Source organism: Microcoleus sp. N3A4 (genome assembly GCF_036701805.1).
GTDB lineage: Bacteria > Cyanobacteriota > Cyanobacteriia > Cyanobacteriales > Microcoleaceae > Microcoleus.
In genome coordinates this window covers 46,352-68,762 of sequence record NZ_JAUBRJ010000006.1, presented here as the reverse complement: position 1 = coordinate 68,762, position 22,411 = coordinate 46,352, and the positions used below count along the sequence as shown (strand labels likewise).

22 protein-coding genes are annotated in these 22,411 nt (G+C 48.8%); 12 read left to right on the top strand and 10 right to left on the bottom strand.

Annotated features, from left to right (window positions below):
• The first annotated feature begins 66 nt into the window (after positions 1–66).
• From dnaJ to QUA56_RS05365, 6 genes are all read left to right on the top strand, one after another.
• A complete protein-coding gene (dnaJ, locus tag QUA56_RS05390) occupies positions 67–1,194 on the top strand; it encodes a molecular chaperone DnaJ (RefSeq protein WP_333354237.1) in 1,128 nt (375 codons plus the stop codon).
• 291 nt (positions 1,195–1,485) lie between these two features.
• Positions 1,486–1,776, top strand: coding sequence for a sulfurtransferase TusA family protein (locus tag QUA56_RS05385; RefSeq protein WP_332981528.1), 291 nt, complete (start codon positions 1,486–1,488; stop codon positions 1,774–1,776).
• Positions 1,773–3,014, top strand: coding sequence for a ribosome small subunit-dependent GTPase A (gene rsgA / locus QUA56_RS05380; RefSeq protein WP_333354234.1), 1,242 nt, complete (start codon positions 1,773–1,775; stop codon positions 3,012–3,014). Before QUA56_RS05385 ends, rsgA begins: the two co-directional genes overlap by 4 nt.
• A 241-nt stretch (positions 3,015–3,255) precedes the next feature.
• Positions 3,256–4,041, top strand: coding sequence for a MotA/TolQ/ExbB proton channel family protein (locus tag QUA56_RS05375; RefSeq protein WP_333354231.1), 786 nt, complete (start codon positions 3,256–3,258; stop codon positions 4,039–4,041).
• Between the two features lie 15 nt (positions 4,042–4,056).
• Positions 4,057–4,785: a biopolymer transporter ExbD gene (locus QUA56_RS05370; RefSeq protein ID WP_333354228.1), complete on the top strand. Its 729-nt coding sequence runs from the start codon at positions 4,057–4,059 to the stop codon at positions 4,783–4,785.
• Between the two features lie 589 nt (positions 4,786–5,374).
• Positions 5,375–5,572, top strand: coding sequence for an NblA/ycf18 family protein (locus QUA56_RS05365; RefSeq protein WP_006635253.1), 198 nt, complete (start codon positions 5,375–5,377; stop codon positions 5,570–5,572).
• Positions 5,573–6,018: 446 nt separating this feature from the next.
• Here the strand turns inward: QUA56_RS05365 and QUA56_RS05360 are convergent, their stop codons facing one another.
• From QUA56_RS05360 to QUA56_RS05340, 5 genes are all read right to left on the bottom strand, one after another.
• Positions 6,019–6,468: a hypothetical protein gene (locus tag QUA56_RS05360; RefSeq protein ID WP_015176194.1), complete on the bottom strand. Its 450-nt coding sequence runs from the start codon at positions 6,466–6,468 to the stop codon at positions 6,019–6,021.
• 80 nt (positions 6,469–6,548) lie between these two features.
• Positions 6,549–7,754, bottom strand: coding sequence for an anhydro-N-acetylmuramic acid kinase (locus tag QUA56_RS05355; RefSeq protein ID WP_333354225.1), 1,206 nt, complete (start codon positions 7,752–7,754; stop codon positions 6,549–6,551).
• A gap of 91 nt (positions 7,755–7,845) precedes the next feature.
• A complete protein-coding gene (locus tag QUA56_RS05350) occupies positions 7,846–8,577 on the bottom strand; it encodes a protein phosphatase 2C domain-containing protein (RefSeq protein ID WP_333354222.1) in 732 nt (243 codons plus the stop codon).
• Positions 8,578–8,993: 416 nt separating this feature from the next.
• Positions 8,994–10,760 carry an AarF/ABC1/UbiB kinase family protein gene (locus QUA56_RS05345; RefSeq protein WP_333354220.1) on the bottom strand — a complete coding sequence of 589 codons (1,767 nt, stop codon included), beginning with the start codon at positions 10,758–10,760 and terminating at the stop codon, positions 8,994–8,996.
• Between the two features lie 114 nt (positions 10,761–10,874).
• Entirely contained in the window at positions 10,875–11,204 is a 330-nt protein-coding gene (locus QUA56_RS05340) for a DUF6825 family protein (protein ID WP_333354218.1), read from the bottom strand.
• A gap of 50 nt (positions 11,205–11,254) precedes the next feature.
• Here QUA56_RS05340 and QUA56_RS05335 point away from each other — a divergent pair, with 50 nt between their 5' ends.
• On the top strand, positions 11,255–11,620 hold the full coding sequence (locus QUA56_RS05335; RefSeq protein ID WP_333354215.1) for a hypothetical protein: 366 nt from the start codon (positions 11,255–11,257) through the stop codon (positions 11,618–11,620).
• A 33-nt stretch (positions 11,621–11,653) separates the two neighbouring features.
• Here QUA56_RS05335 and QUA56_RS05330 read toward each other — a convergent pair whose 3' ends face one another.
• From QUA56_RS05330 to QUA56_RS05315, 4 genes are all read right to left on the bottom strand, one after another.
• Positions 11,654–11,776, bottom strand: a complete 123-nt coding sequence (locus tag QUA56_RS05330; RefSeq protein WP_333354213.1) for a hypothetical protein — start codon at positions 11,774–11,776, stop codon at positions 11,654–11,656.
• A gap of 81 nt (positions 11,777–11,857) precedes the next feature.
• Positions 11,858–13,438 (bottom strand): protein kinase domain-containing protein, encoded by a 1,581-nt coding sequence (locus tag QUA56_RS05325; protein ID WP_333354210.1) that lies wholly within the window; start codon positions 13,436–13,438, stop codon positions 11,858–11,860.
• Between the two features lie 734 nt (positions 13,439–14,172).
• The gene (locus tag QUA56_RS05320) at positions 14,173–14,628 is read right to left on the bottom strand and encodes a DUF2127 domain-containing protein (RefSeq protein ID WP_333354208.1); all 456 of its coding nucleotides are present in this window, start codon (positions 14,626–14,628) and stop codon (positions 14,173–14,175) included.
• 135 nt (positions 14,629–14,763) lie between these two features.
• Positions 14,764–17,679 carry a CBS domain-containing protein gene (locus QUA56_RS05315; protein WP_333354205.1) on the bottom strand — a complete coding sequence of 972 codons (2,916 nt, stop codon included), beginning with the start codon at positions 17,677–17,679 and terminating at the stop codon, positions 14,764–14,766.
• A 316-nt stretch (positions 17,680–17,995) separates the two neighbouring features.
• On the opposite strand from QUA56_RS05315, the gene psbZ reads away from it, so the two are divergent.
• Together psbZ and ribH are read left to right on the top strand one after the other, a co-directional pair.
• Complete coding sequence (gene psbZ / locus QUA56_RS05310) at positions 17,996–18,187, top strand: photosystem II reaction center protein PsbZ (RefSeq protein WP_015177377.1); 192 nt, start codon at positions 17,996–17,998, stop codon at positions 18,185–18,187.
• A gap of 220 nt (positions 18,188–18,407) precedes the next feature.
• Complete coding sequence (ribH, locus tag QUA56_RS05305; protein ID WP_333354202.1) at positions 18,408–18,956, top strand: 6,7-dimethyl-8-ribityllumazine synthase; 549 nt, start codon at positions 18,408–18,410, stop codon at positions 18,954–18,956.
• A 239-nt stretch (positions 18,957–19,195) separates the two neighbouring features.
• Here ribH and QUA56_RS05300 read toward each other — a convergent pair whose 3' ends face one another.
• The gene (locus tag QUA56_RS05300) at positions 19,196–19,327 is read right to left on the bottom strand and encodes a hypothetical protein (RefSeq protein WP_333354200.1); all 132 of its coding nucleotides are present in this window, start codon (positions 19,325–19,327) and stop codon (positions 19,196–19,198) included.
• Between the two features lie 95 nt (positions 19,328–19,422).
• Between QUA56_RS05300 and QUA56_RS05295 the strand changes: the two genes are divergently transcribed.
• From QUA56_RS05295 to rimO, 3 genes are all read left to right on the top strand, one after another.
• Positions 19,423–20,058: a Uma2 family endonuclease gene (locus tag QUA56_RS05295; protein WP_333354197.1), complete on the top strand. Its 636-nt coding sequence runs from the start codon at positions 19,423–19,425 to the stop codon at positions 20,056–20,058.
• Positions 20,059–20,277: 219 nt separating this feature from the next.
• Entirely contained in the window at positions 20,278–20,913 is a 636-nt protein-coding gene (locus tag QUA56_RS05290; RefSeq protein WP_333354194.1) for a Uma2 family endonuclease, read from the top strand.
• Between the two features lie 141 nt (positions 20,914–21,054).
• Complete coding sequence (gene rimO / locus QUA56_RS05285) at positions 21,055–22,377, top strand: 30S ribosomal protein S12 methylthiotransferase RimO (protein ID WP_333354191.1); 1,323 nt, start codon at positions 21,055–21,057, stop codon at positions 22,375–22,377.
• The last annotated feature ends 34 nt before the right edge of the window (positions 22,378–22,411 follow it).

Sequence of the window (22,411 nt, the reverse complement as noted above, 5' to 3'; positions counted from 1 at the left end):
TTCAGGAAAGGTCGCCAGTTTCTTTTTCGTACACTTTTTGTTATTTACCTCCAGGCAAGCAGCTCTATGGCCGGTGATTACTATGAAATATTAGGCGTTTCTCGCAGCGCAGACAAAGAAGAAATTAAGCGTGCTTACCGCCGCCTAGCTCGCAAGTACCATCCAGATGTCAACAAAGAACCCGGTGCCGAGGAGCGGTTTAAAGAAATCAACCGCGCCTACGAGGTACTCTCAGAACCGGAAACCCGCGCCCGTTTCGACCGTTTCGGCGAAGCAGGCGTGACCGGTGCAGGGGCTCCGGGGTTCCAAGACTTCGGCGACAGCTTTGCCGACATCTTTGAAAGCTTCTTTCAGGGTTTTCAGGGCGGGGCGGGCGGTCAACAACAAGGTCGCAGACGCAGCGGGCCGGTGCGCGGAGACGACTTGCGGCTAGATTTGCGGCTGGAGTTTCGCGAAGCAGTGTTTGGTGGAGAAAAAGAACTCCGCATCAAGCACCTAGAAACCTGCGAAACTTGCAGCGGGAGCGGCGCCAAACCGGGAACCAGACCCCAAACCTGCTCGACTTGCACCGGCAGCGGTCAAGTCCGCCGGGCTACCCGCACCCCTTTCGGCAGCTTTACTCAAGTTTCAGTTTGCCCCACTTGCAACGGCACCGGGCAAGTGATTGAGGATAAGTGCGAAACTTGCGGCGGCCGGGGCCAGAAAGAAGTGATGAAAAAGCTGAAAATCACAATTCCGGCTGGGGTTGACAACGGTACTCGCTTGCGCGTTTCCAATGAAGGGGATGCGGGGAAACTGGGCGGGCCGCCCGGGGATCTTTACGTCTTCTTGGCTGTGAATGAAGACTCGCTATTTAAGCGGGACGGCATTAACGTTAACTCGGAAGTTAAGATTAGTTACCTGCAAGCAATTTTGGGATGCCGGTTGGAAGTTGAAACGGTAGACGGGCCGACGGAATTGTTGATTCCTACGGGAACTCAGGCGAATACTGTTCTGACTCTGGAGAAAAAAGGGGTGCCTCGGTTGGGAAATCCAGTCAGTCGCGGGGATCATTTGATTACGGTGTCTATTGACATTCCGACTAAGGTGACGGCTGAGGAGCGGGAGTTGCTGATGCAGCTTGCTAAACTGAAGGGCGATCGTACCGGTAAAGGCGGCTTGGAAGGATTTCTGGGCAATTTGTTTCAGAAATAAGCAATTTTTGACACCAATTGGTGTCAAATTTTCCTGTTTGAGGATTCCCCGGCAATTTGTTTTAGTATCTGTCAAAAAATTGTGTGCAATTGCTCACAAAAATCTCAGGTGGGACGCTTCCTGGGCATTCGGTTTCAGCAGCGCTCAAAAAAGTGAGCGCAATTGCGCTCACTTTTTTCAGAAATAATAATAGTCTGTGTCTAATTGGAAAGAAAATTTTAGATTCTCCAGTTTCCAGGCAACTTGTTTAAAAAACTAAGGCTTTCAGGATTTGAGATTGCAAAAAGCATTATGAATTCAACATCGAAAATTGAAAATCCCAAATCCCCAGATGCCAAAATCGATCTGCGGGGTACTCCGTGTCCTCTGAATTTTGTCCGCACTAAACTGCGCTTGGAGCAAATGGCACCGGGAGCAGTTTTGGAGGTGTGGCTGGATGCTGGGGAGCCGATCGAACAAGTGCCCGACAGTCTGAAAATGGAAGGCTACCAGATTCTCGAAACGCAATTTGTCGCGGATGAGCCGGATTCTGGATTTTTTGCGATGAAAGTGCAGCGCCCAGAACACCAGGAAGCAGGATGAGCCTGAATTCGTCCCCGATCGTGGGTACTGTAATTGCTGTTCAGGCTAACTTCTACCAAGTGAGGTTAGATCCCGATGCCTCCATTGACGGGAAAAATGCTCCCCTTGCTGATTCTCCGAGTCTGCTGTGTACTCGCCGCACTCGACTGAAAAAAATTGGCCAACAGGTGATGGTGGGCGATCGCGTGGTGGTAGACGAACCGGACTGGACTGACCGCCGGGGTGCAATTTCTGAAGTCTTCCCGCGCCAAACAGAACTCAACCGCCCGCCTGTAGCTAATGCCGATCGTATTCTCCTCGTTTTTGCCCTCGCTGAACCAGACTTAGACCCCGCATCATTAACTCGGTTTTTAGTGAAGGCCGAATCTACAGGTTTAGAGGTGAGTTTGTGCTTGAACAAATGCGATTTGGTCGCGCCCCAGGAGTTGGAACAGTGGCGCGATCGGCTTTCAGGCTGGGGCTACGAACCAATGTTTATTAGCGTCCGCAGCGGCGCAGGCGTCCAGGAAGCCACTGATAACGATCAAAATGAAGTTTTTGCCCCGGAACAGGCTTGCCAGCATTTATCGGATAAAATGCCTCGCTCTATTCAGACTTCTGAAGATAACCCCCGGGTTGCAAATTCGCTCTATCCGTTAAATCCCGTACATGGCCCGTTGCCGAACTTGCTTCTCGACCACTTGCAAGGAAAAATAACGGTAATTTGTGGCCCTTCTGGGGTTGGCAAGTCCAGCTTGATCAACCAACTGATCCCGGCCCTGAATCTGCGAGTCAGCGCTGTTTCCGGCAAACTCGGCCGCGGGCGCCACACGACTCGCCATGTAGAATTATTTGAACTCCCCGGCGGCGGACTTTTGGCCGATACTCCGGGCTTTAATCAGCCGGCTCTCGAATGCGATCCCTCAGAGTTAGCGGAATATTTCCCAGAAGCCCGCCAGAGGATGGCTTTGGGTAGCTGTCAGTTTAGCGACTGTTCGCACCGAGACGAGCCTAATTGTGTCGTGCGGGGCGGTTGGGAGCGCTACGAGTATTACTTGAATTTTCTGGAAGAGGCGATCGTCCGCCAACAAGCTCTGCAAAACTCTAGCAGCGCCGAATCGAGTTTGAAGCAGCAAACCAAGTCGGATGGTACGCAGCAGTACGAACCGAAGCTGCAAACTAAAAAATATCGCCGCTCTTCCCGCCGCCTTCAACACCAGTCGCTCCAAGATATGTGTCAAGACTTAGAGGAATTGTGAGGAAGTCGCCACCCATCGCCCGCGAGGCACTAGAAAAGAGTACCAAGGCTTACCCAGAAACCGGGTTTGAACGACGAAAATACGTGTTGCACCCCGAGGGCCCGTTCATAAAACCCGGTTTCTTTAGTCGCGAGTGCGTAAGTCCTGAGTACATTAATCGCTAAAATTAAATGGCCTTAGATTTGTTAAAAAAAGTAGAACTCAAGCAAAAGTTAGCGGGTACTGCAGGAGCAAAAATACTGTGAATATTCAAGAAGTGTTTCAAAAAGGCGGCCCCGCCATGTGGCCCCTGTTGGTGTTATCGATTTTATCTTTGAGTACAATTATCGAGCGCTTGTGGTTCTGGGCGAGCCTCCTGAGCAAAGAAAAGCAGATAGTTAACCGCATTCTTGATGCTGCTCGCAGCGATTGGGGGGTGGCTAGCGAGATTGCCAGACAAGCTAACCGACAGCCGATCGGGCGATTTCTTTCTGCACCCCTGCGGCTCTACAATCCCGAACCAGATTTATTTCGACTCGCGCTCGAAGCTGCAGCCGATGAAGAGTTGGCTTCGATGCGCCGCGGTGACAAAATCTTAGAAGCTACGATCGCTCTCGCGCCTTTGCTGGGCTTGCTGGGAACAGTTTTGGGCTTGATTAACTCGCTCAGTTCTATCCGTCTGGGCGACATTGGCACGGCGGCAACAACTGGCGTAACTTTGGGGATTAGCGAAGCGCTGACTACTACTGCTTCAGGGATGGTAGTAGCAATTTTTAGCTTGGCATTTTATCGGATATTTCAAGCTTTTTTGTTCAATCAGGCAAAAATATTTCGCAAAGCTGGAAATGAACTGGAATTGCTTTACAGGCAATACTGGCCGACGGCTAATGCTAAGGGTCGATCGCCCGGTGCAGAATACAGCAATTCTTCTTTTGGTGCAGATGGTTTGAACAGGCGTTCTCTCAATTCTCAAGAAGCGGGAGAACGGAACCGGGAGCCGAAATTGAAAGGTTCCGATCCGGCTGAAGATTCACCTTCTAATAATTAAAACAAAGGAGCGCTGATGAAGATTAATCTAGATACTCCTGGTGAAGAGGCTCGGATTGAACTGGTGCCTTTAATTGACGTGATATTTTGCATTCTGACGTTTTTTCTGCTGGCCGCTTTGCAACTGACTCGCCAGCAAGCAATTAATGTCGATTTGCCTAAAGCGAAGACTGGACAAACGCAGATGCGAGAGATGCTGATTGTCAGCATTGACGATTTTGGGCAAACTTATATCGATCAATTGCCTGTTAATTACCAACAGCTCGATCGAGTTTTAAAGAGTTTCCAAAGCACAAATCCTGCGGGGTTGATGGTGCTGTACGCTCCTCAAAATGCTAGATATGCCAAAGTTGTCGAGGTTTTAGACAAATTGAGAGAGGTAGGGGGCGATCGAGTTGCCCTGGCAACTCTTCCTAGTTCGGCTCCTTCCCCATTGCCCAATACCTCGCTGCCCAATTCTGGCATTCCTGCGGCACCTGCGATCGGCAATTCCGGTCAACTCCTGCCGTCTCCTGTTGCTCCGGGGCAGCAGCAGCTCAATCCCAATCAGTTTCAATCTCCTCTCCCGGCTCCGGGGCAGCAGCAGTTCAATCCCAATCAGTTTCAATCTCCTCTCCCAGCTCCACAGCAGCCTAGTAACTCTGGTGCCAATCAGGGCATTCCTCCTGTTTCGCCTGCACCCGCTGCTCCCAATGTCAGACCCGGATCTGCCACTCCACCGCAGGATGTCAGGCCCTCGAATTAGTTAGAAGGAAGAAGGTTCGGCAACGGATTGTGTAACGGATTGTGTAACGGATTGTGTAACGGATGTCCGTCGGAAGAAGGGAGAAGGAAGAAGGGAGAACAGAGAATATAAGTAGTCGTGCAAAATTAATTACACAATATTTCGCGTGAAAGCCTTACCTAGCAAGGAGTCTTTATGTAATTAATTTTGTGTAGTTACTTAGAGATTTTCCCAATCTCCTCATCTCCCCCTCTCCCCCTCTCCCCCTCTCCTCATCTCCCCCTCGCGGAGAGAAGCTCCGCCCGATTTGGTATAAAGCGCTTCAATTATTTTGGTTCGTACTGAGCCTTTTGTCTCTTGACAAGTAGATACAGTTGTATATGTCTGGGGAAGGAACTTTTGCAGACATCTCGCCATCTTGATCCGTAAGTTATTTCCTGGGACATATGGCTATTTTGTCAAATTATTGTTACCTTTTGTAATATAGACTAAAGCGAGATGGGCCATCGGGCATCCCGAAACCAAGGGTCGATCGCTGAAACAAGTTACAAATCGGGTTAATCCAGGTTTTTACTTTCAAGTCACCTTTACTTACAGAGGAGTCAAAGTCATGAGCCAACCAGCAGAATTGTCTTTGGAGCAGCAATTTAGCCTGTGTTCCTTCAAAACACAGGTAAGTGACATGAGCCGCGAACAAGCTCAAGAGTTTTTGGTAAAGCTCTACGAGCAAATGATGTTGCGGGAAACCATGTACCGTCATTTTCTCAAACACCACTGGGGTTTAGAACCTAACCCAGGCGTTGAGTAGCTGAGAGTCGCAGTCGGCGACCTCCGTCTCTTACTCTCTTCCCTCATGCGGAAAGGAGTTGGGGGTGATGGGGCGTCACTCGAAGGCAGAAGGTAAAAGGCATCTGTACAGAACTTAAGGAAAATTTGACAATTTCTTTCTTGATTCCACTCAATTTGGGGAGTCGATACGAGCAATCTGTCGATCGACACAACATAAGATCGCCAAAATAATTTATCCGACCTCGACTCGAAAATTTGATAATTATTAATTATAATAAGTGTTAAAATTTTAACCAATTAAAAATTTTAACCAATTAAAAATATTTGTTTTTAGTTGCAGCGGATGAGGTTTGACAACGGCGCTAGTCGGACATCTGAGCGCGACCTCCGACTAGCAAACGACTAGCAAAACCTTCAATTTTCACCTCAAACCCTCTAACTCGCAACTGTGGACTCTAGAAAGAGTTATTCCGGCTGACGTTCCAGAGTCGCCTCCATCGTACTCGTCAAGTAATGACCAGACATGATGCCGCTAGATTGATAGTAGCGATTGTCATCAACGCGGTGAAGGGTATCAAAACCCGTCCGCCGCTGGCGTTCGTCTCCCAATACCCAGTAACGCTGGACGATCGACTGGGGAGCAATCCAACCTTCGCCCTCGACCCGACCGAGTTCGCTGTGTTGGAGCACAAAAGTATACTGCCGTTCATCGCTGTTGAGGTGTCCTCGGTACTGCAAAATAATCTCTTCGCGATCGCCTCCAGGAAACACGAGCTTCGTCACCATACTGAACCAATCTGTTCGGTTCCAGCTCACTAAAGTTTTGCCTTTAACCGTAATTGGCACGCCATTGCGCTCAATCCAACTTCCTTCGAGCGTCCATTGGCCAGATTCCATTAAAAACGTGTGAGCCACAGTGCTGTTCCTATGCTTTTCCTGCTGGCTACAATGCTGGTGCAACAACGCACAGCCGTTGTCCCTCAGACTCTATGCTATCACGCCCAACTGTGCCAACAAGAGTTAATTTCCCCTAAAAGTACCGGTGCTCGGGCACCAGTAACTTGAGGCAGATTGCCGGTAATGCCCCGAACCCGCCATGCCGCTAAAACCGCGAAAGCGATCGCCTCTTTAAAATCTACATTCAAGCCTGCCTCTGAAGTAGTCAACACTTGCACTGGATGCAATTGAGATTGCAATCGGCGTTTTAAGTAGAGATTGTGGCTGCCGCCCCCGCATAGTAAAACTAGATCGGGCATAGCCGGTAAGAAAGTTTGGTAACTGTGAACGATCGAGGCAACCGTCAGTTCTGTCAGAGTAGCCAGCACGTCAGCAGGACTGAGGTTGTAACCTTGGGCCTCCACCAAACACCGGTCAAAATAGTCTACACCAAATAACTCTCGCCCCGTAGATTTCGGCGGTGCTTGGCGGAAGAACTCCTCGGCGAGCCAATCCTCAACTAAAGGTTGACATGGAGTTCCCTGTGCCGCCCAAGCTCCACCTTCGTCGATCGTCTTAGTGCCGCCTGAGAAGTGCTGCACTGCCAAATCTAACAAGGAATTCGCCGGGCCTGTATCCCAGCCCGATATGCCATCTCCAAGACTGAAAATCTCCGACTCGTCCTTGTTTTCCCCTTTTCCCGGCGCTGGAAGATAGGTAACATTGCCAATTCCGCCCAGATTTTGGATGCAGAGGCTGCGGTTGGGTTCCGCCAGCAGGCAGGCATCAACTATTGACACTAAGGGTGCTCCTTGACCCCCTGCTGCAATGTCTGCCGATCGAAAGTTACTCACAGTAGTAATGCCTGTCAATTGGGCAATTAGCGCGCCCCGCCCGAGTTGCAAGCTGTACCCCATTAACCCACCGGCGCTGTCTTTCTGGGCTTTCCCAGCAGGTCGGTGGTAGACGGTTTGACCGTGAGAGCCGATTAATTCTGCTCTATTATCGTATTCTGCTTGAATTGTCAAGGCCGCCGTGGCAAATTCTTGGGCGATGGCATCATCTAATTCGGCTAGTTCAGCCATTGACAAAGCTGAGCCGCTGCAAACCGAGAGAATTTGCGATCGCAAATTAGCAGGATAAGGAAAAGTCTTGCCGGCCACCAATTGCACTTTCAAGTCTGTTTGGGAACCGACCACATCCACCAAAGCAGCATCAATGCCATCCACCGACGTGCCGCTGATCAAACCGATAACGCGGGTCATTCTATTTTAGATTTTAGATTTTAGATTTTAGATTGTTCAATTTTTCGATTTTTCGATTTTAGATGGTCGGGTGCGATCGGGCGATCGGATATTATTTGAGGTCGATCGTCACGATCACCACAGTAATATTATCACGTCCCCCTTTATCCTTAGCTGCTTCAATCAAAGCAGTTGCAGCGCCCTCGCAGGCGCGAATCGACTTCAGAGGCGAAGCAATCAAAGGATCGGAAAGTTCCTCAGTCAAACCGTCGCTGCAAAGCAGCAAGCGATCCCCAGGCTGCACGTCCACCGGCAAAATATCTATTTCCCGCACATCATCGCGACCCAAACACTGGGACAAAACGTGACGCCAAGGATGACTGCGAGCCTGGTCTGGAGTCAGGGCCTTTCTTTTTACAGCCTGAGCCACCCAAGTCTGGTCTTCAGTAATCTGCTCCAAGCGAGAGCCGTGCAGCCGGTACAAGCGAGAGTCCCCGATATTAGCGCACCAAGGTCTGCCCTCATCCCTAAACATCAGAACCACAGCCGTAGTCCCCATATCAGAACGCTCGGGGTGGTCTAGCTGATCCGTCAAAATTGCTTGATTGGCAATCAACAAAGCCTTTTCCAACAACACCGGAGAATCTTCAGGCTCTTCCCAATGTTCGAGCAAATAAGATTGAATCGCCTGAGTCGCAATCCGGCTGGCTTCTTGACCTCCGGCGTGTCCTCCCATTCCGTCGGCCACTATGAAAAATCGCCCGTCAGAGTCTATATAGTACGAATCCTGATTTACGGAACGAACTAGCCCTGTGTCTGTCTTACCTGCGAAAGAGCGTTTCATAGATTGGGTGATTGGACTCATCGAACTTAAAAGCTTGATTTAAGTGATGCAATGTTTTCTTCCAAAACTTAAATCCCGAAGGGGACTTGAAATTTATGTCGCCCGCGATCTTGAGTTTTGGAAAAATTGCACTTCCTTGACCTCATATTGTAGATCGTATGATGGTAATCCCGTCTTAAAATTTCGGTAAATCCAGTAAATTAAGCAGCACCTTCAAAAAAAAACTGGATTTCTACAAAAAATCCGAGGTTTCGCTGTCTAGAAATTTAGGAAGCAACTGGGTTTGTAGCGTCAAAGCGCGTAAGTGCTGTAAGTTTTAGCAATCTGTTGTCAGCCAGCCAAAACTTAACATTCGAGGTCAAATTTTGGCTGGCGAGAAATCTCAAACCTGAAATTTCAAATCGCAAATTGCACAATTATGACATCCTGTCTAAACGATCGATCCGCTTGAACAAACGCAGCAGAGCCAACCCTGCACCCGCCGCCAGCACTGCCACAGCGACAGCCGGCCAGACTTGATTGCTGACAAACAAAATTGTCGCCGACAAAGTAAAAGCACTCATCAGCAAAGCATAACTCGTGCCCATTTGAGCGCTGCTCATGCGGCGGAGCAAGCGCTCTGTTTCGGCAGAACGGACGCGAATCCGCAAATCTCCCTGCTCTAGTTTGTCAATAGTCTCTTCAATCCGGCGGGGCAAACTCAAAGCAGTCGAACTCACCTGAGCTGCCTGACGGCCGAGTTCGTTAAAAATACTGCTAGTTGCATCAGGTCCATTTCCATTACTCATAAGCTGCATGGCAAAAGGTTGTGCCACCTCCATAAAGTTGAACTGCGGGTCTAAACCGCGGCCGACTCCTTCAATTGTCGAAAAAGCCCGCATCACAAAAGTAAAGGTAGCTGGGAAGCGAAAAGGTTGGTTGTAGGCAATATCGTAAAGGTCGTCAGTGATGGCACTCACCGATTGATTTTCAAAAGGCTTGTCCATGAAGTTATCCAGCATATACTGGATGCTGCGGCGCACCGGACTCATATCGCCCGTAGGCACCAAAGCTCCCAAATCGATCAGAGAATCCATAATCCGCTGTCCATCTTTGGAAGCAATGCCGTAGAGCGTCTCCATCAGTCCTTCCCGCACGTTCGACTGGATTTGACCCATCATGCCGAAATCGTAGAAAATCAGAGAGCCCTGAGCACTAACAGCGATATTGCCCGGGTGTGGGTCAGCGTGGAAAAAGCCGTCGTTGAGCAACTGCTGCAAATAAGCTTTCGCCCCCAACTGAGCGATTAACTTGCGATCGATCCCGGCCGCTTCCAAAGCCTCGTAGTGGCTGATTTTAATCCCCGGCAGGTATTCCAAAGTCAGCACTCGCGGAGCCGCGTACCGCCAATAAACCCTCGGCACCTGCACCCAATCGCAGTTGCTAAAATTGCGGCGAAAAGTATCAGCATTGCGCCCCTCATGGATATAGTCAATTTCCAGCCACAGAATGCGACAGCATTCCTCATAAATCCCCATCCAATCTCGGCCGCGGCCCCACTTAGGATGGTTTTGAAAGTAGCGGGCAATTCCTTTAAGAATTTGCAAATCGATCTCGAACAGCTTCCGCAGTCCCGGCCGCTGCACCTTGACCACCACTTCCTGCCCCGAATGCAGTTGAGCTTTGTGTACCTGACCCAGACTGGCAGCAGCCAGGGGCACCGGGTCAAAGCTGTGGTAGAGTTCCTCAACTGTCTTGCCCAAATCTTGCTCGACAATTACCTCTAACTGCTGGTAGCTGAAAGCAGGCACTTTATCTTGCAGCTTAGAAAGTTCCTCGACAAACTCTGCTGGGAACAAATCGGCGCGGGTGGAAAATAACTGCCCTACCTTAATGAAAGTCGGGCCTAAATCCAACAGTGTTTCTCGCACCCAGATAGCTTGAAAGCGCCGTCTGGCAACTTTCTTTTCTTCACTCACGCCTCCCCAATAGCTCCAATTTTTGCTGTCGAGCCAGAGCGAAGCCAGCCAAAGCAAGACAAAGGCCCAAATGTCGAAGAAGCGCCGCTGCCGGGAGTATTTTTCGCGATTCCAGCGATAAGCTTTACTTTTGTACGATAAACCCGCAGTTTTTGGCTCATCGGCTTCGCCAGTGCGCTTTCTGGAGCGCTGGCGATTAACAGAGTCATCAAGGAGAGCAGACACTTGGGTTCCCAAATTGCTTATTTTATGTTGTTGCTTTGATTGCAGGTAGGAGCGCAGGAGCGCATTGCTTTGCGCTCGCGTAGTCGTAAATAATAGTTTTGGTCGAATCGATCGCTAGGGCAAACTGCTGCGGTAGCGCTGCAATTCCGATCGCACCAGGGCCACTTCGGCGCGCAGTTCGTCAATAGTTGCTTGCAACTCTGCCGGATGGATGTCTTGAATAGTGCTTGTTGCAGTGCCAGTTCTGGTCTGCATCGCCTCATCCGCAGCTCTGTTTGCCCGTTCCACAACTCGATCGGTGAACTGTCGCAGGCGTTCTCTTTGTTCTGCGTCAAATTTACCGAGTTCAGAGAAAGCGTTGGTTGCTGCGCTTTCTAATTGCTCGTACAGTGCTTCGGCAAGTGCTCTGCCTACAAAAAATGCATGAACTGGGGGTTTACTCATATGAAAATCTCTGTGCGCTTCCGCAACAAATTATAACTTGCTTGTCCCCGATGGTGCTTGCTCCCAAAGAAAGGAAGTTTGGGGGAAATGATGCGCGGCCGGGAGCTTGCACAAAAACAAACAACTTTTTTCAGGGGGCGCGATCGAACGATCCCGATCGCATCCCGGGCCAGACCTCGACCATCGACCGGATTCTCAGATCCGGTGTTGCTAACTTCTTTCTCCACCTCAGTAGGTTTTGCATCAATACGGTTCAGTTAAGGAAAATTGTAGCGAAAATGTTGGGCGGAGTGAAACGGAGGGTTCGTTCCACGGGCCCAACCTACGCACTACGCACTTTCTCCACCTCCGTAGGTTTTGCAGAAGTAGCGCGCGACATCACACAGTTTCAGTGTCGCGCACATATTATAACATAAATTAAATCCAAATATCAAACATTTATGCCAATTTTATCGGCGGGTATTTGGATTGCAGAGGGAATAGGAAATAGTAGATAAACTCCGGTCGCGGCTGTTGGGATTTTTCGAGTCGATCGCAGGTTTTGCGAGATCGTTGTTGGCGAGGAATGGCATTATTGTCTCCGCTACAGAGCGGATATTTGCTGAGTCATAAAACCAAGTATTTGTCCGCACTTTTAACCAACAAAAACAATACTAATTTGTCGCAGGTTCAGGAAAAGGCACAGCGGTATCTGCCACAGGGGGCGGTGAGTAAGGTGCGATCGAACTATCTGAATTGCTGCCGCTTTGGCTCGGTATCGCAGGTTCAGGCGATCGCTCGTCGGTCGGCGACGCTAATGCTGGTGGCGCGGATTCCGACGGCGGCAAGGTTTCAGCATTCTTAGGCGCAGGCGGGGCGGGTGCGGGGGGGGAGTAGCTGGGCGGTTCTGGTGGCAGGGGCGCAACTTCCGGTACCGGTGCGGGTTCTGGTTGGGGTGCTGGCTCGATTTGGGTTTGAGGCTCCGGGATGGGGGACTCTGAAGGCTGCTCTTGGGGCTCGGGCGTCGGGGATGGCTCAGGCTGCGCTTCGGGCTCTGGGGCGGGAGTTTCCGGGCTTGGGGACTCTGAAGGTTCGGCGCTAGTTTCTGAGGGATCGCTCGGTTCGGGAATGTTGCTGCTGTCTGGGGTGGGTTTGGGGCGCTTGTTGAGTTCGATCGGGTAGAGAGGGCTGCTTTCGACAGACGGCTGCCGGAACATCGGCCCTGACAAATCGCGGGATTTAAGCAAATCTTCGAGAGATGGGAAGGATTCAATTTTCGGCCGATTGCTGCTGAGACTGGTACTGTTGTAGCGCCATGCCAGGTCAAAACCCATCCAGCCTGCAATTGCAGCCGTTACGACAAACGCCAGCAAAGTCAACTGCGGCGGGGGAGGTGCGGGCAATTGCAAACTTTGCTTGCCTTTTCTATTTGCTGGTACTCGCTCTGTTTCTTGCAGCATGGTGAGCCAATTTTCCACTGTCTGAGGGCGGTTGTGGGGGTCGATTTCGAGTCCCTGAAGGATGGCTCGCTCGATTCCCGGGCTGAGGTTGGGCTGAAATTGCCGCAACTCGGCCAGGGGAATGCGATCGCGCAAGGGTGCTGCTACGGGCGCCACGCCGGAGAGTAAGTAGTAGAGGGTGGCTGCGATCGCGTAGATGTCTGTGGCCGGTGTACATTTACCGTCATAGAGGTATTGTTCGATCGGCGCGTACCCGGGCGAGAGCAAGTTAGTGTGGGTTTGTTTGGTGCCGGCGGTAAAGCCGCGGGCAATGCCGAAATCTATTAACATTACCAGATGAGAATCGGTTCGCCGGATAATATTTTCTGGCTTGATGTCTCCGTGCAGCAATCCGCTGTGGTGAACTGTACTTACCGCTGAGGCTATTTGCCGAATGTAGTGCAGGGCCTGGGCTTCTGGCAGCGGTCGATCGGTTTCGACTATTTGGGCGAGAGTTTGGCCCGGAATGTAGTCCATTGCGATAAAAGACTGTCCGGCTTCTTCAAAAAAGTCGATTACTCTGACGATGTTGGAATGCTGACACCGCGACAGGCGTTGGGCTTCGGCAATAAACTGCTGCTGAAATTGGGCTGATTCTGGGTGTTGGCGCAGACTTTCGTTGAGGGTTTTTAGTACGACGGTTTGGTTTAAATGGGTGTGGATAGCTCGGTAAGTGATCCCGAACCCTCCTATGCCTAAAGTCGCGTTAATTTTGTATTTGCCCTGTTGCAGGACTGTTGCTGGCGCTAAGTTCATCTTCAGTTGATGCCGTTTCCCAAACTATGCTACCGCCTTTGGGTTATTTCGCAGAGTTATGGGTGAAGTTCGATCTGCGCCCTAGTTTGAGCTTTAGCTCTGCTATATCTTTAATCTTTGCATCCCCACGTCATTTTATCTGTAGTAGGTACTGTGAAACTTAAGGCTCCGGCTTTCCAATAAAAATCCCGCTCTTGTGGAACGGGAAAACCATCAGGGTGCATCTATACGATCTGACTCTAACTCATGGGGGGTATAACCCCTCTTAGCTTTAGCAACTCTTTACAATTAACCGATTTTTGTAAAGATTTAGATTTGATGTTGACTTACGAGCAATTTTATGAATAACAAGATTGCCGCATGGCGATCGTGAGCTTGGGGAAATGAAGAAAGATAATTGTGACTGCGGTACGGTTAGAAGTCAAACAATCAATTTTTGGCGCGGGTGCGATCGCTAAAAATGAACAACATGATGAATACACTCAAGAATGCGCCGAAAAGTTGAATATTTCCTATTGAAACTTAAAATTATCAGGTAAACGCATCACAAATAAAATGGTAAAGCGCATAATTATGGAATATATAGCGGTTCTCAGAAAGATGAGGTACGTTGTTGGGCTTCAGCCCTCTTAGTCTGGTTGGTTATGTAAGCTGTCAGTCATACCTCATCTTTTTGAGAAAGGCTATACTCACTTTTATTAAATCAAGTGAGTTTCTTCTGCATCATCGGAACTTTAAGCTCCCTTACCGTGCTTCGGCAAATGGTGCAGCAAATACCATAATACGGCTATATTTGCGATAAATACCGCTAACTTAAGTACCGTAAAACCCTCAACTAACTCATAGATTTCAGGCGGAATACTGATGCCTACTAGCACTAAAACTAAAATTGTTGCCCAACCTTTTTCATACCATAAACCCACCGCTTCAAAAACAGTTAAAACTGCATAAACTCCGGCAGCCATTCCGCTAAATAGTAAGGTTTTAGGCTTGATCATTAGAACTTTGTCTAATAAAAATTCAACAATCTTCAGTTTGGTTTCTAAGAATAAAGAATCCGAAAAATCCTCCAAGACTTGATGATTTTTTAGTGCAAAAAGCAAAGCGATTGAAGTTACTGTCAAGAGGGAAGCGACAAAAGCTTTGTAAAGGACAATTGCGATTAAACCAGGAGGGCGCTGTTTTTTCACCTTAATTCTCGGAATATCAATAAAGTGCGATCGGCTTGTTAGCCTGTTTGGGATTGAAAAATCAAAATTTAGTAGAGTGTGTCAGCAATTAGCTAATCAATTATAGAAAAAATAACGCGCTGCTGACGCACCTTACTAAGTTTGAGGATAACGTTGTGCTAAGAAAGAGATAGCAGCAGCCCGATCGCCCAAATCGCCATCCAACTTCGCAGCCAACAAATCATCCAACATTCGTTTAAACCCAGGCCCCGGCTGATAACCCAAAGCCTTCAAATCGTTGCCATTTAAAGGCGGATCGACATTCGCCCACCTGGTGAGATATTCCCAAATTTGGCGGCGCGCACTTCGCGGACTTTGTAGGGCGATCGCAATTAACACCGGCAATTCATAATTCCTCAACAGCAACACCAATTGACTCGGCAACTCGCACTTAGGCAAATTCTCTGCTAACTGCTTCTTTCCGGCTTCCAAAACTTCCAGCCGCTTAATGCTGTCAGCGGGTAACTGAAGATTTGCAGCCACCTTGCCGCGATATTCCGGTGCTAAATAAGCTATCAAAACTTCCAGCCGCATCTGCCAATCGGGAATATTGATAATGGGGAATGGGGAATTGGGAATTGGGGATTGAGCCTTGAGAATAGTTGCTTTTTCTTTTTCTTCCTTCTTCCCTATTCCCTCTTCCTTCTTCCCTCTGACTCGTGACTCACCCTCAATCATTAATCCGTGTATCCGTGTCAAAATCCGTGTCGTGCCTTCCTTCTTCCTTCCATTCAAACACCGATCGAGCAAACGCAATTGCCGCCACAACTCCCGATCCAACTCCAAACTAGGATGAATGCAGCGCAAAGCCTGCAAATCTCCCAGCATTTGCAAAGCAACTTTCCAGTAAGGAGCTTGCAAAATGTATTTTAATTCGCTTTTGAGCCGAGTTTCCAAAGCCGGAGCTCGGCCGTTTTCCCCCTGAATTCGGTAATAAATCCCGCTGGCCAAAGCGTGGCGGATGTATCCTTCCGTCTGCGGCTCAATTTCAAATCCCAACCGCACCGCAAACCGCACAGCGCGATAAATTCGCGTCGGATCTTCGATAAAACTGTTGGCGTGCAAAACTCGAATTTGCTTCGCTTCCAAGTCCAGCAAACCGCAAAAAAAATCTAACAATTGGCCGCTGCGAGGAACACCCAACCGCACAGCCAGCGCATTAATTGTAAAATCCCTGCGGTACAAATCTTGGCGAATCGAACTCGCTTCAACTTCAGGATTTGCAGCCGGATAAGGATAAAATTCAGTACGAGCAGTCGCGATATCGACCCACAGGGAGCCGAAAGGAGAGTCTTTGTGCCACAAAAGCGCGGCGGTTTGAAATTGACCGTGAACGTCCAAACGCGATCCCGGGTATAGTTTTTGCAGCGATGCAGCTAACTCGACACCAGCACCGGAATCGTCGGAACCGCACTTTCCATCCACAACCAAATCAATATCAGTTAGCGCCAGTGTATCATCGGTCGCTAAGAGTAAATCCCGGACTGCTCCACCCACCAGATAAAGTTGCCAGCCGCTATTTTGGGCAAGATTGGCTGCGATCGACAATAATTGCCATAATTCGGGACTGATGCGCGATCGCAACAATTGCTCAACCGATTCGGGCACGGGACAATCAGAAAATTTTGCATTGCTTCCCCTGTCTCGCGCTTTTTGCTGGTGCAATTCCCGCAACACATCAGTCCGGGTAACAATTCCTACCAGTTGACCGTTTTCCAATACTGGCAAGCGCCCGATATCGTATGTCACCATTAAAGATTCAATTTCCGGCAGCAAGGTATCTGGGGCGATCGTTTTTAGCTGCGGAGTCATGTAACCCTTCACCGGGGCGTGACTGAAACCGTGGTGCAGGGCAATGTCAATGTCGCGCCGCGAGATAATGCCAGCCAGCCGATCGCCCGTATCGACCACAGAAAGCCCCGAATGTCCGTAACGTAGGAGGATACGGTGAGCTTCCCCCACCGATGTTTCCGGGCGAATACTCCGCACGGGAGACGACATTAATTCGCGCGCTGTCGGAGGGTGGGGAATTTGAGCTTTGAGTTCGTCAGCTAACTGATTTAAAGTCAGCAAGGGGTCAACATCGCGGGTGGCGAGGGAAGCGGCGCGGGCGTGGCCTCCGCCGCCGAAGGGTTTGAACAATTCGCTGAGGTTTGTGCCTTCGATGCGCGATCGACCGATAATAGTTAATCGATTGGAAACTGGCGATTCTGGAGCGATGTTGCGGTTGTTTTCGTTTTCGCTAAATTTATAAACATTACCTAAAAGCAGAGCATCGGTTTCAGTTAAGTCGAGCAAGCGAGAAGCCAGCGAAGAAAGTCCGGGAACGTAGGATTCAGTAGATAGCAGCACCCAAGCTACGCTGTAACCGTGCAAAGTTTCCGATCGCAAATTATTCAGCGCTTCTTTCAGCAAATCTTGCAATTGAGGAGACAAACCGGGTTCTACATATTCAGCGATTACCCCCAAACTCGCTCCTTGTTCCATCAACCAGGCCAAAGCTATTGCATCTCGCGCAGTTGCGCCCTCAAAGGTGAGGGAACCTGTATCGACGTGGATGCCGAGGGCCATGACTGTTGCTTCCGAAGGCAGAAGGCGGGATGCTGTATCGCTGTTTTCTGCTTGCTTTTTGAGCTTTTCGACAATTAATGTAGTGGTGGCCCCGACTGCTTCGATTTGGGTAACAGTTGCAGGGATGTCTGAATCTGCCTGTAGGTGATGGTCGAAAACCGCTATTTCCTTGAGGTGCGGCAAATCCAGCCACTCGGCGGCTTTTCCCAAACGATCGCGCCCGGAGGCATCAACTATAGTAATCGATCGAATTTGTTGCGGATTGACCGATCGGCGTTCAATCAGCGGGTACTCGTCGCGGTGTAGGGCCAAAAAATCCCGCACCGTCGGGTGAGACCCGCCAGTCAGTACGATCCTGCTACCGGGGCGCAGCACGCAAAGTCCCACCGCCGCTCCCAAGGCGTCAAAATCTGCTGTTGTGTGGCACAAAACTAAGTCCATAGTCGAACATCCCGCATCTCTAACTCACAGAGTAGCAATTTCTCGGGTTCTGACATCGGATATGTCGATCGGACTTTAAGTTAACCTTTCCAGTTTTCTGTGCTGTAGCGAACAATGATAAAATTGATAAAAATCTTAAGAGCCGCTGACGCCTGTTCGCGCAACGCCCGAATTTGCCCGGGTTCTTTCGTATCAATCAACCGACAATTTCTCGATCGAGTATCGGGAAACTGTCAAAAACTAGAATTTGGAAGATTTTTTTCGGTTCTGGGAAACTATTTCCGATCAACACACGGTTATATCGAAAGGAGAAAAGATGTTATCAATTCTGTTTCAAGTGGTTTTACTGGGTCTGGTACTGCTGTCTTTTGTGATGGTCGTTGGCGTGCCAGTTGCTTATGCCTCTCCCCAAAACTGGAATCAGTCTAAATCCCTGATTTATGCTGGATCTGGTCTCTGGTTTTTGCTGGTTATTGCAGTGGGTGTATTGAACTTTTTAGTAGTTTAATTTCACCCAACCCTATCTAATAAAGAAGGTAAAAGATAGAAGGATGAAAGCATTCACCAGCGATTAAAAGGCATTCGGCATTCGGCAAAAGCTAGGAATTTTCTAGGCCGCGCGACACTGTATGTTTTTGCACTTGAGATTCAGATGAGATGCTGCTACTTTCTGACTTTTGCCTTCTCACAAACAAAAATCTAAAATCTAAAATCTAAAATAGAACACTATGACTGTTTTCGAGGGAACTTTTACTCAAACTGAATCCTTGCGGTTTGCTATTGTCATCGGTCGTTTTAACGATTTGGTTGTCAACAAACTTTTGGAAGGATGTCAAGATTGTTTGAAACGCCACGGGGTTGATATCAATCCTCACGGTAATCAAGTTGATTTTTATTGGGTTCCGGGATGTTTTGAGATTCCTTTGATTGCTCGTCAAGCTGCTCTTTCTCGCCGCTACGATGCGGTAATCTGTCTGGGTGCGGTAATTCGGGGTCAAACTCCTCATTTCGATTTTGTAGCTGGTGAGGTTTCTAAGGGAATTGCTGCGGCTGCTTTTCAAAGTGGGGTGCCGGTGATTTTTGGGGTGGTGACGACTGACACGATGCAGCAAGCTTTGGAAAGGGCCGGAATTAAAAGCAATTTGGGCTGGAATTATGCGATGAATGCTTTGGAAATGAGCACTTTGATGCGTCAAGTTAATGCTTTGGGCGTAAATTCTTACGATCAATTGCCTGTGTCTGCTGCTGTTGAGGTGCTGTCGGGCGATCGACCTTAATGTATCTCATTATGTCATTCTAACTGGTTCCCAGGCTCTGCTTGGGAACCGAGATCGCTCTTGCTCTGCCTCGTTAAATACACAGCGAATTTTATCAAAAAAGAAAAGGTGATTTCAATTATCGATCGCTACGAGTATTTATACCAAATGACATTGTGATAATTCCGGGTTTTCCCGAATTGTCTCTAGATTTATCTTTGGTATTTCCAGCCTAATTTAAAAGTACGATACAATCAAGATTATAGAACCCATTTGATATCTTGAGGGCGATCGCTCACAACGGTCGATCGCCTGGATACTGATTTCTGATTCAGTCGATCGGCGCGATCGGTATTTTGATATTGTGGACGCGAGATTATACCAAACTTCACTTCCTATGTCAAGAATTACAGGCAACGTTACCGCCAGTCCTTGTGTAATATTTGAGCTTTTCGCATACTAATCACCAGACAGAGGAAACCACAACATGATCCAAACCATATCGAAAACAATCACGTTTGATGAGTTCGTTGCTTGGTATCCAGAGAACTCTGTTCATAAGTACGAACTACACAATGGAGTAATTGTTGAAATGCCTTTAGGAATCGGCCGCCATTCCCGCGTTACAGGTTTTATTCGTTCAAAACTATCAATCGAAATTGACCGCCGCTCCTTACCTTATTTCATCCCCGGCGACTGCCTGCTCAAACCCGTCCGCAACGAGGCGGGCTACCTGCCAGACGCAGTTGTCCTAGACGAAGCAGCTCTCACAAGAGAACCGCGCTGGGATAGGGAATCCGTCATCACGATGGGTTCTTCAGTGCGACTGGCTGTAGAGGTCGTCAGTACCAACTGGCGGGACGATTACCATCTCAAATTCGCCGACTACGAAGAAATGGGCATCCCCGAATACTGGATTGCGGACTACCTCGGTTTGGGCGGCCGCAAGTTCATCGGTACTCCCAAACAACCCACACTATCGGTTTGCCAGTTGGTTGACGGCGAGTATCAGGTAAAACAGTTTAAGGGCGATGACACAGTTGAGTCGCTGGCTTTCCCAGAGTTGAGGTTGACGGCCGAGGTGATTTTTCGAGCCGGTCTGCCTCCAACCGAGCCGAGCTAGAAAGACTGGGCGATCGAGTATCAACAGAATATTAAATGGGGTATAAAACAACCCCAATTTTTTAACAAATCTGCGTTTTGTACTAAGTGCTGTTTTTTCAGGACTAAATTATATCAGCTACAGTCAAACTTGTCAAGAACTACAGACATTGTTAGGAGTAGTCCTTGTGTCATATTCTAGCTTTTCGCATACTAATCACCAGACAGAGGAAACCGCAACATGATCCAAACCATATCGAAAACAATCACGTTTGATGAGTTCGTTGCTTGGTATCCAGAGAACTCTGTCCACAAGTACGAACTACACAATGGAGTAATTGTTGAAATGCCTTTAGGAACGGGCGACCATTCGGAAGTTACGGGTTTTCTTTCCGGTGAAATCAATTTTGAAATCAGGCGACTGCAATTGCCTTACTCAATCCCTGGTGACTGCTTGCTCAAACTTTCCCGTAACGGATCAGGCTACCAACCAGACGTAATTGTTCTAGACAGAACCGCACTTGCAAACGAGTCGCGCTGGAAAAAAGAATCCGTCATCACGATGGACTCTTCAGTGCGACTGGCTGTAGAGGTCGTCAGTACGAACTGGCAAGATGATTACCTTGTCAAGGTGGCTGATTATGAAATATTGGGTATCTCGGAATATTGGGTTGTGGATTATGCTGCTTTGGGCGGCAGACGCTTCATTGGCAATCCGAAACAACCTAGTATCTCGGTTTACCAGTTGGTTGACGGGGAATACCAAATCAGCCAGTTTCGGGGAAATGACACTGTTGAGTCGCTGGCGTTCCCAGAGTTGAAGTTGACTGCCGAGCAGATTTTTCTTGCTGGTTTGCCTGCAACCGAGCCGAGCTAGAACGACTGGGGCGATCGGGTATCAAAAGGATATCAAATGGAGTACAAGCTGTTCATCGCTTCCACCTACACATTGCAAGTTGTCAAATTGTGTGATATCATAAAACGTTCTCAAAAATAGCGCAACACTAACTATTACTGCATGGCAACGAAGCCAACGATCGCATTTACTCACCTCGGCTGCGAAAAAAATCGCATCGATACCGAACACATGATTGGCTTGCTGGCTCAAGCGGGCTATCAAGTCGATTCTAATGAAGAATTAGCCGATTATGTCGTAGTCAATACTTGCAGTTTTATCCAAGCTGCGCGAGAAGAGTCAGTCCGCACCTTGGTAGAATTGGCAGAAGCTAATAAAAAAGTAGTCATCACCGGCTGCATGGCACAGCATTTTAAACAAGAATTGCTGGACGAATTGCCCGAAGCAGTCGCAATTGTCGGCACTGGCGACTATCATAAAATCGTCGATGTTATGCAGCAGGTCGAAAAGGGCGATCGAGTTTCCCTCGTCTCTAGTGAACCTACTTACATCGCTGACGAAACTACTCCTCGCTACCGCACGACATCCGAAGGTGTCGCTTATCTGCGAATAGCAGAAGGCTGCGACTACCGCTGTGCATTTTGCATTATCCCGCACTTGCGCGGAAATCAACGATCGCGGACGATCGAATCTATTGTCGCCGAAGCTAAGCAATTAGCCTCCGAAGGGGTAAAGGAAATTATCTTAATTTCTCAAATTACCACCAACTACGGCAAAGATATTTACGGCGAACCGAAACTCGCCGAACTGCTTCGCGCTTTGGGTGAAGTAGATGTGCCTTGGATTCGGATGCACTACGCCTATCCTACAGGTTTGACTCCGCAAGTTGTCGCAGCCATCCGGGAAACACCCAATGTTTTGCCGTATTTGGATTTACCCCTGCAACACTCGCACCCGGAAATTCTGCGGGCGATGAATCGGCCTTTTCAAGCCGGGATTAATGATGCTATAGTCGATCGGCTCAAAGCAGCAATTCCCGGCGCCGTGATGCGGACAACTTTTATTGTCGGCTTCCCCGGCGAAACCGACGAACACGCAGCACACTTGCTGGAATTTGTCAAGCGCCACGAATTCGATCACGTAGGAGTTTTCGTATTTTCGCCAGAAGAAGGAACCCCAGCCTTCAGCTTGCCCCAGCAAATACCTGCAGAAATAATGGAAATGCGGCGCAATTCGGTAATGGCGGCACAACAACCTATATCATTGAAGAAGAATCAAGAGTCTGTCGGTCAGGTAGTTGATGTCCTGATAGAACAAGAACAACCAGAGACAGGCGAGTTGATTGGTAGATCCGCTCGGTTTTCCCCAGAAGTAGATGGACTCGTCTATGTGACAGGAGAAGCGCGGCTGGGTTCGATCGTATCTGTGAAAATTACTGGTGCAGATGTCTACGACCTCTACGGTCAAGTCGATTTTAGATTTTAGATTTTAGATTTTAGATTGACTGCACAGACTGATC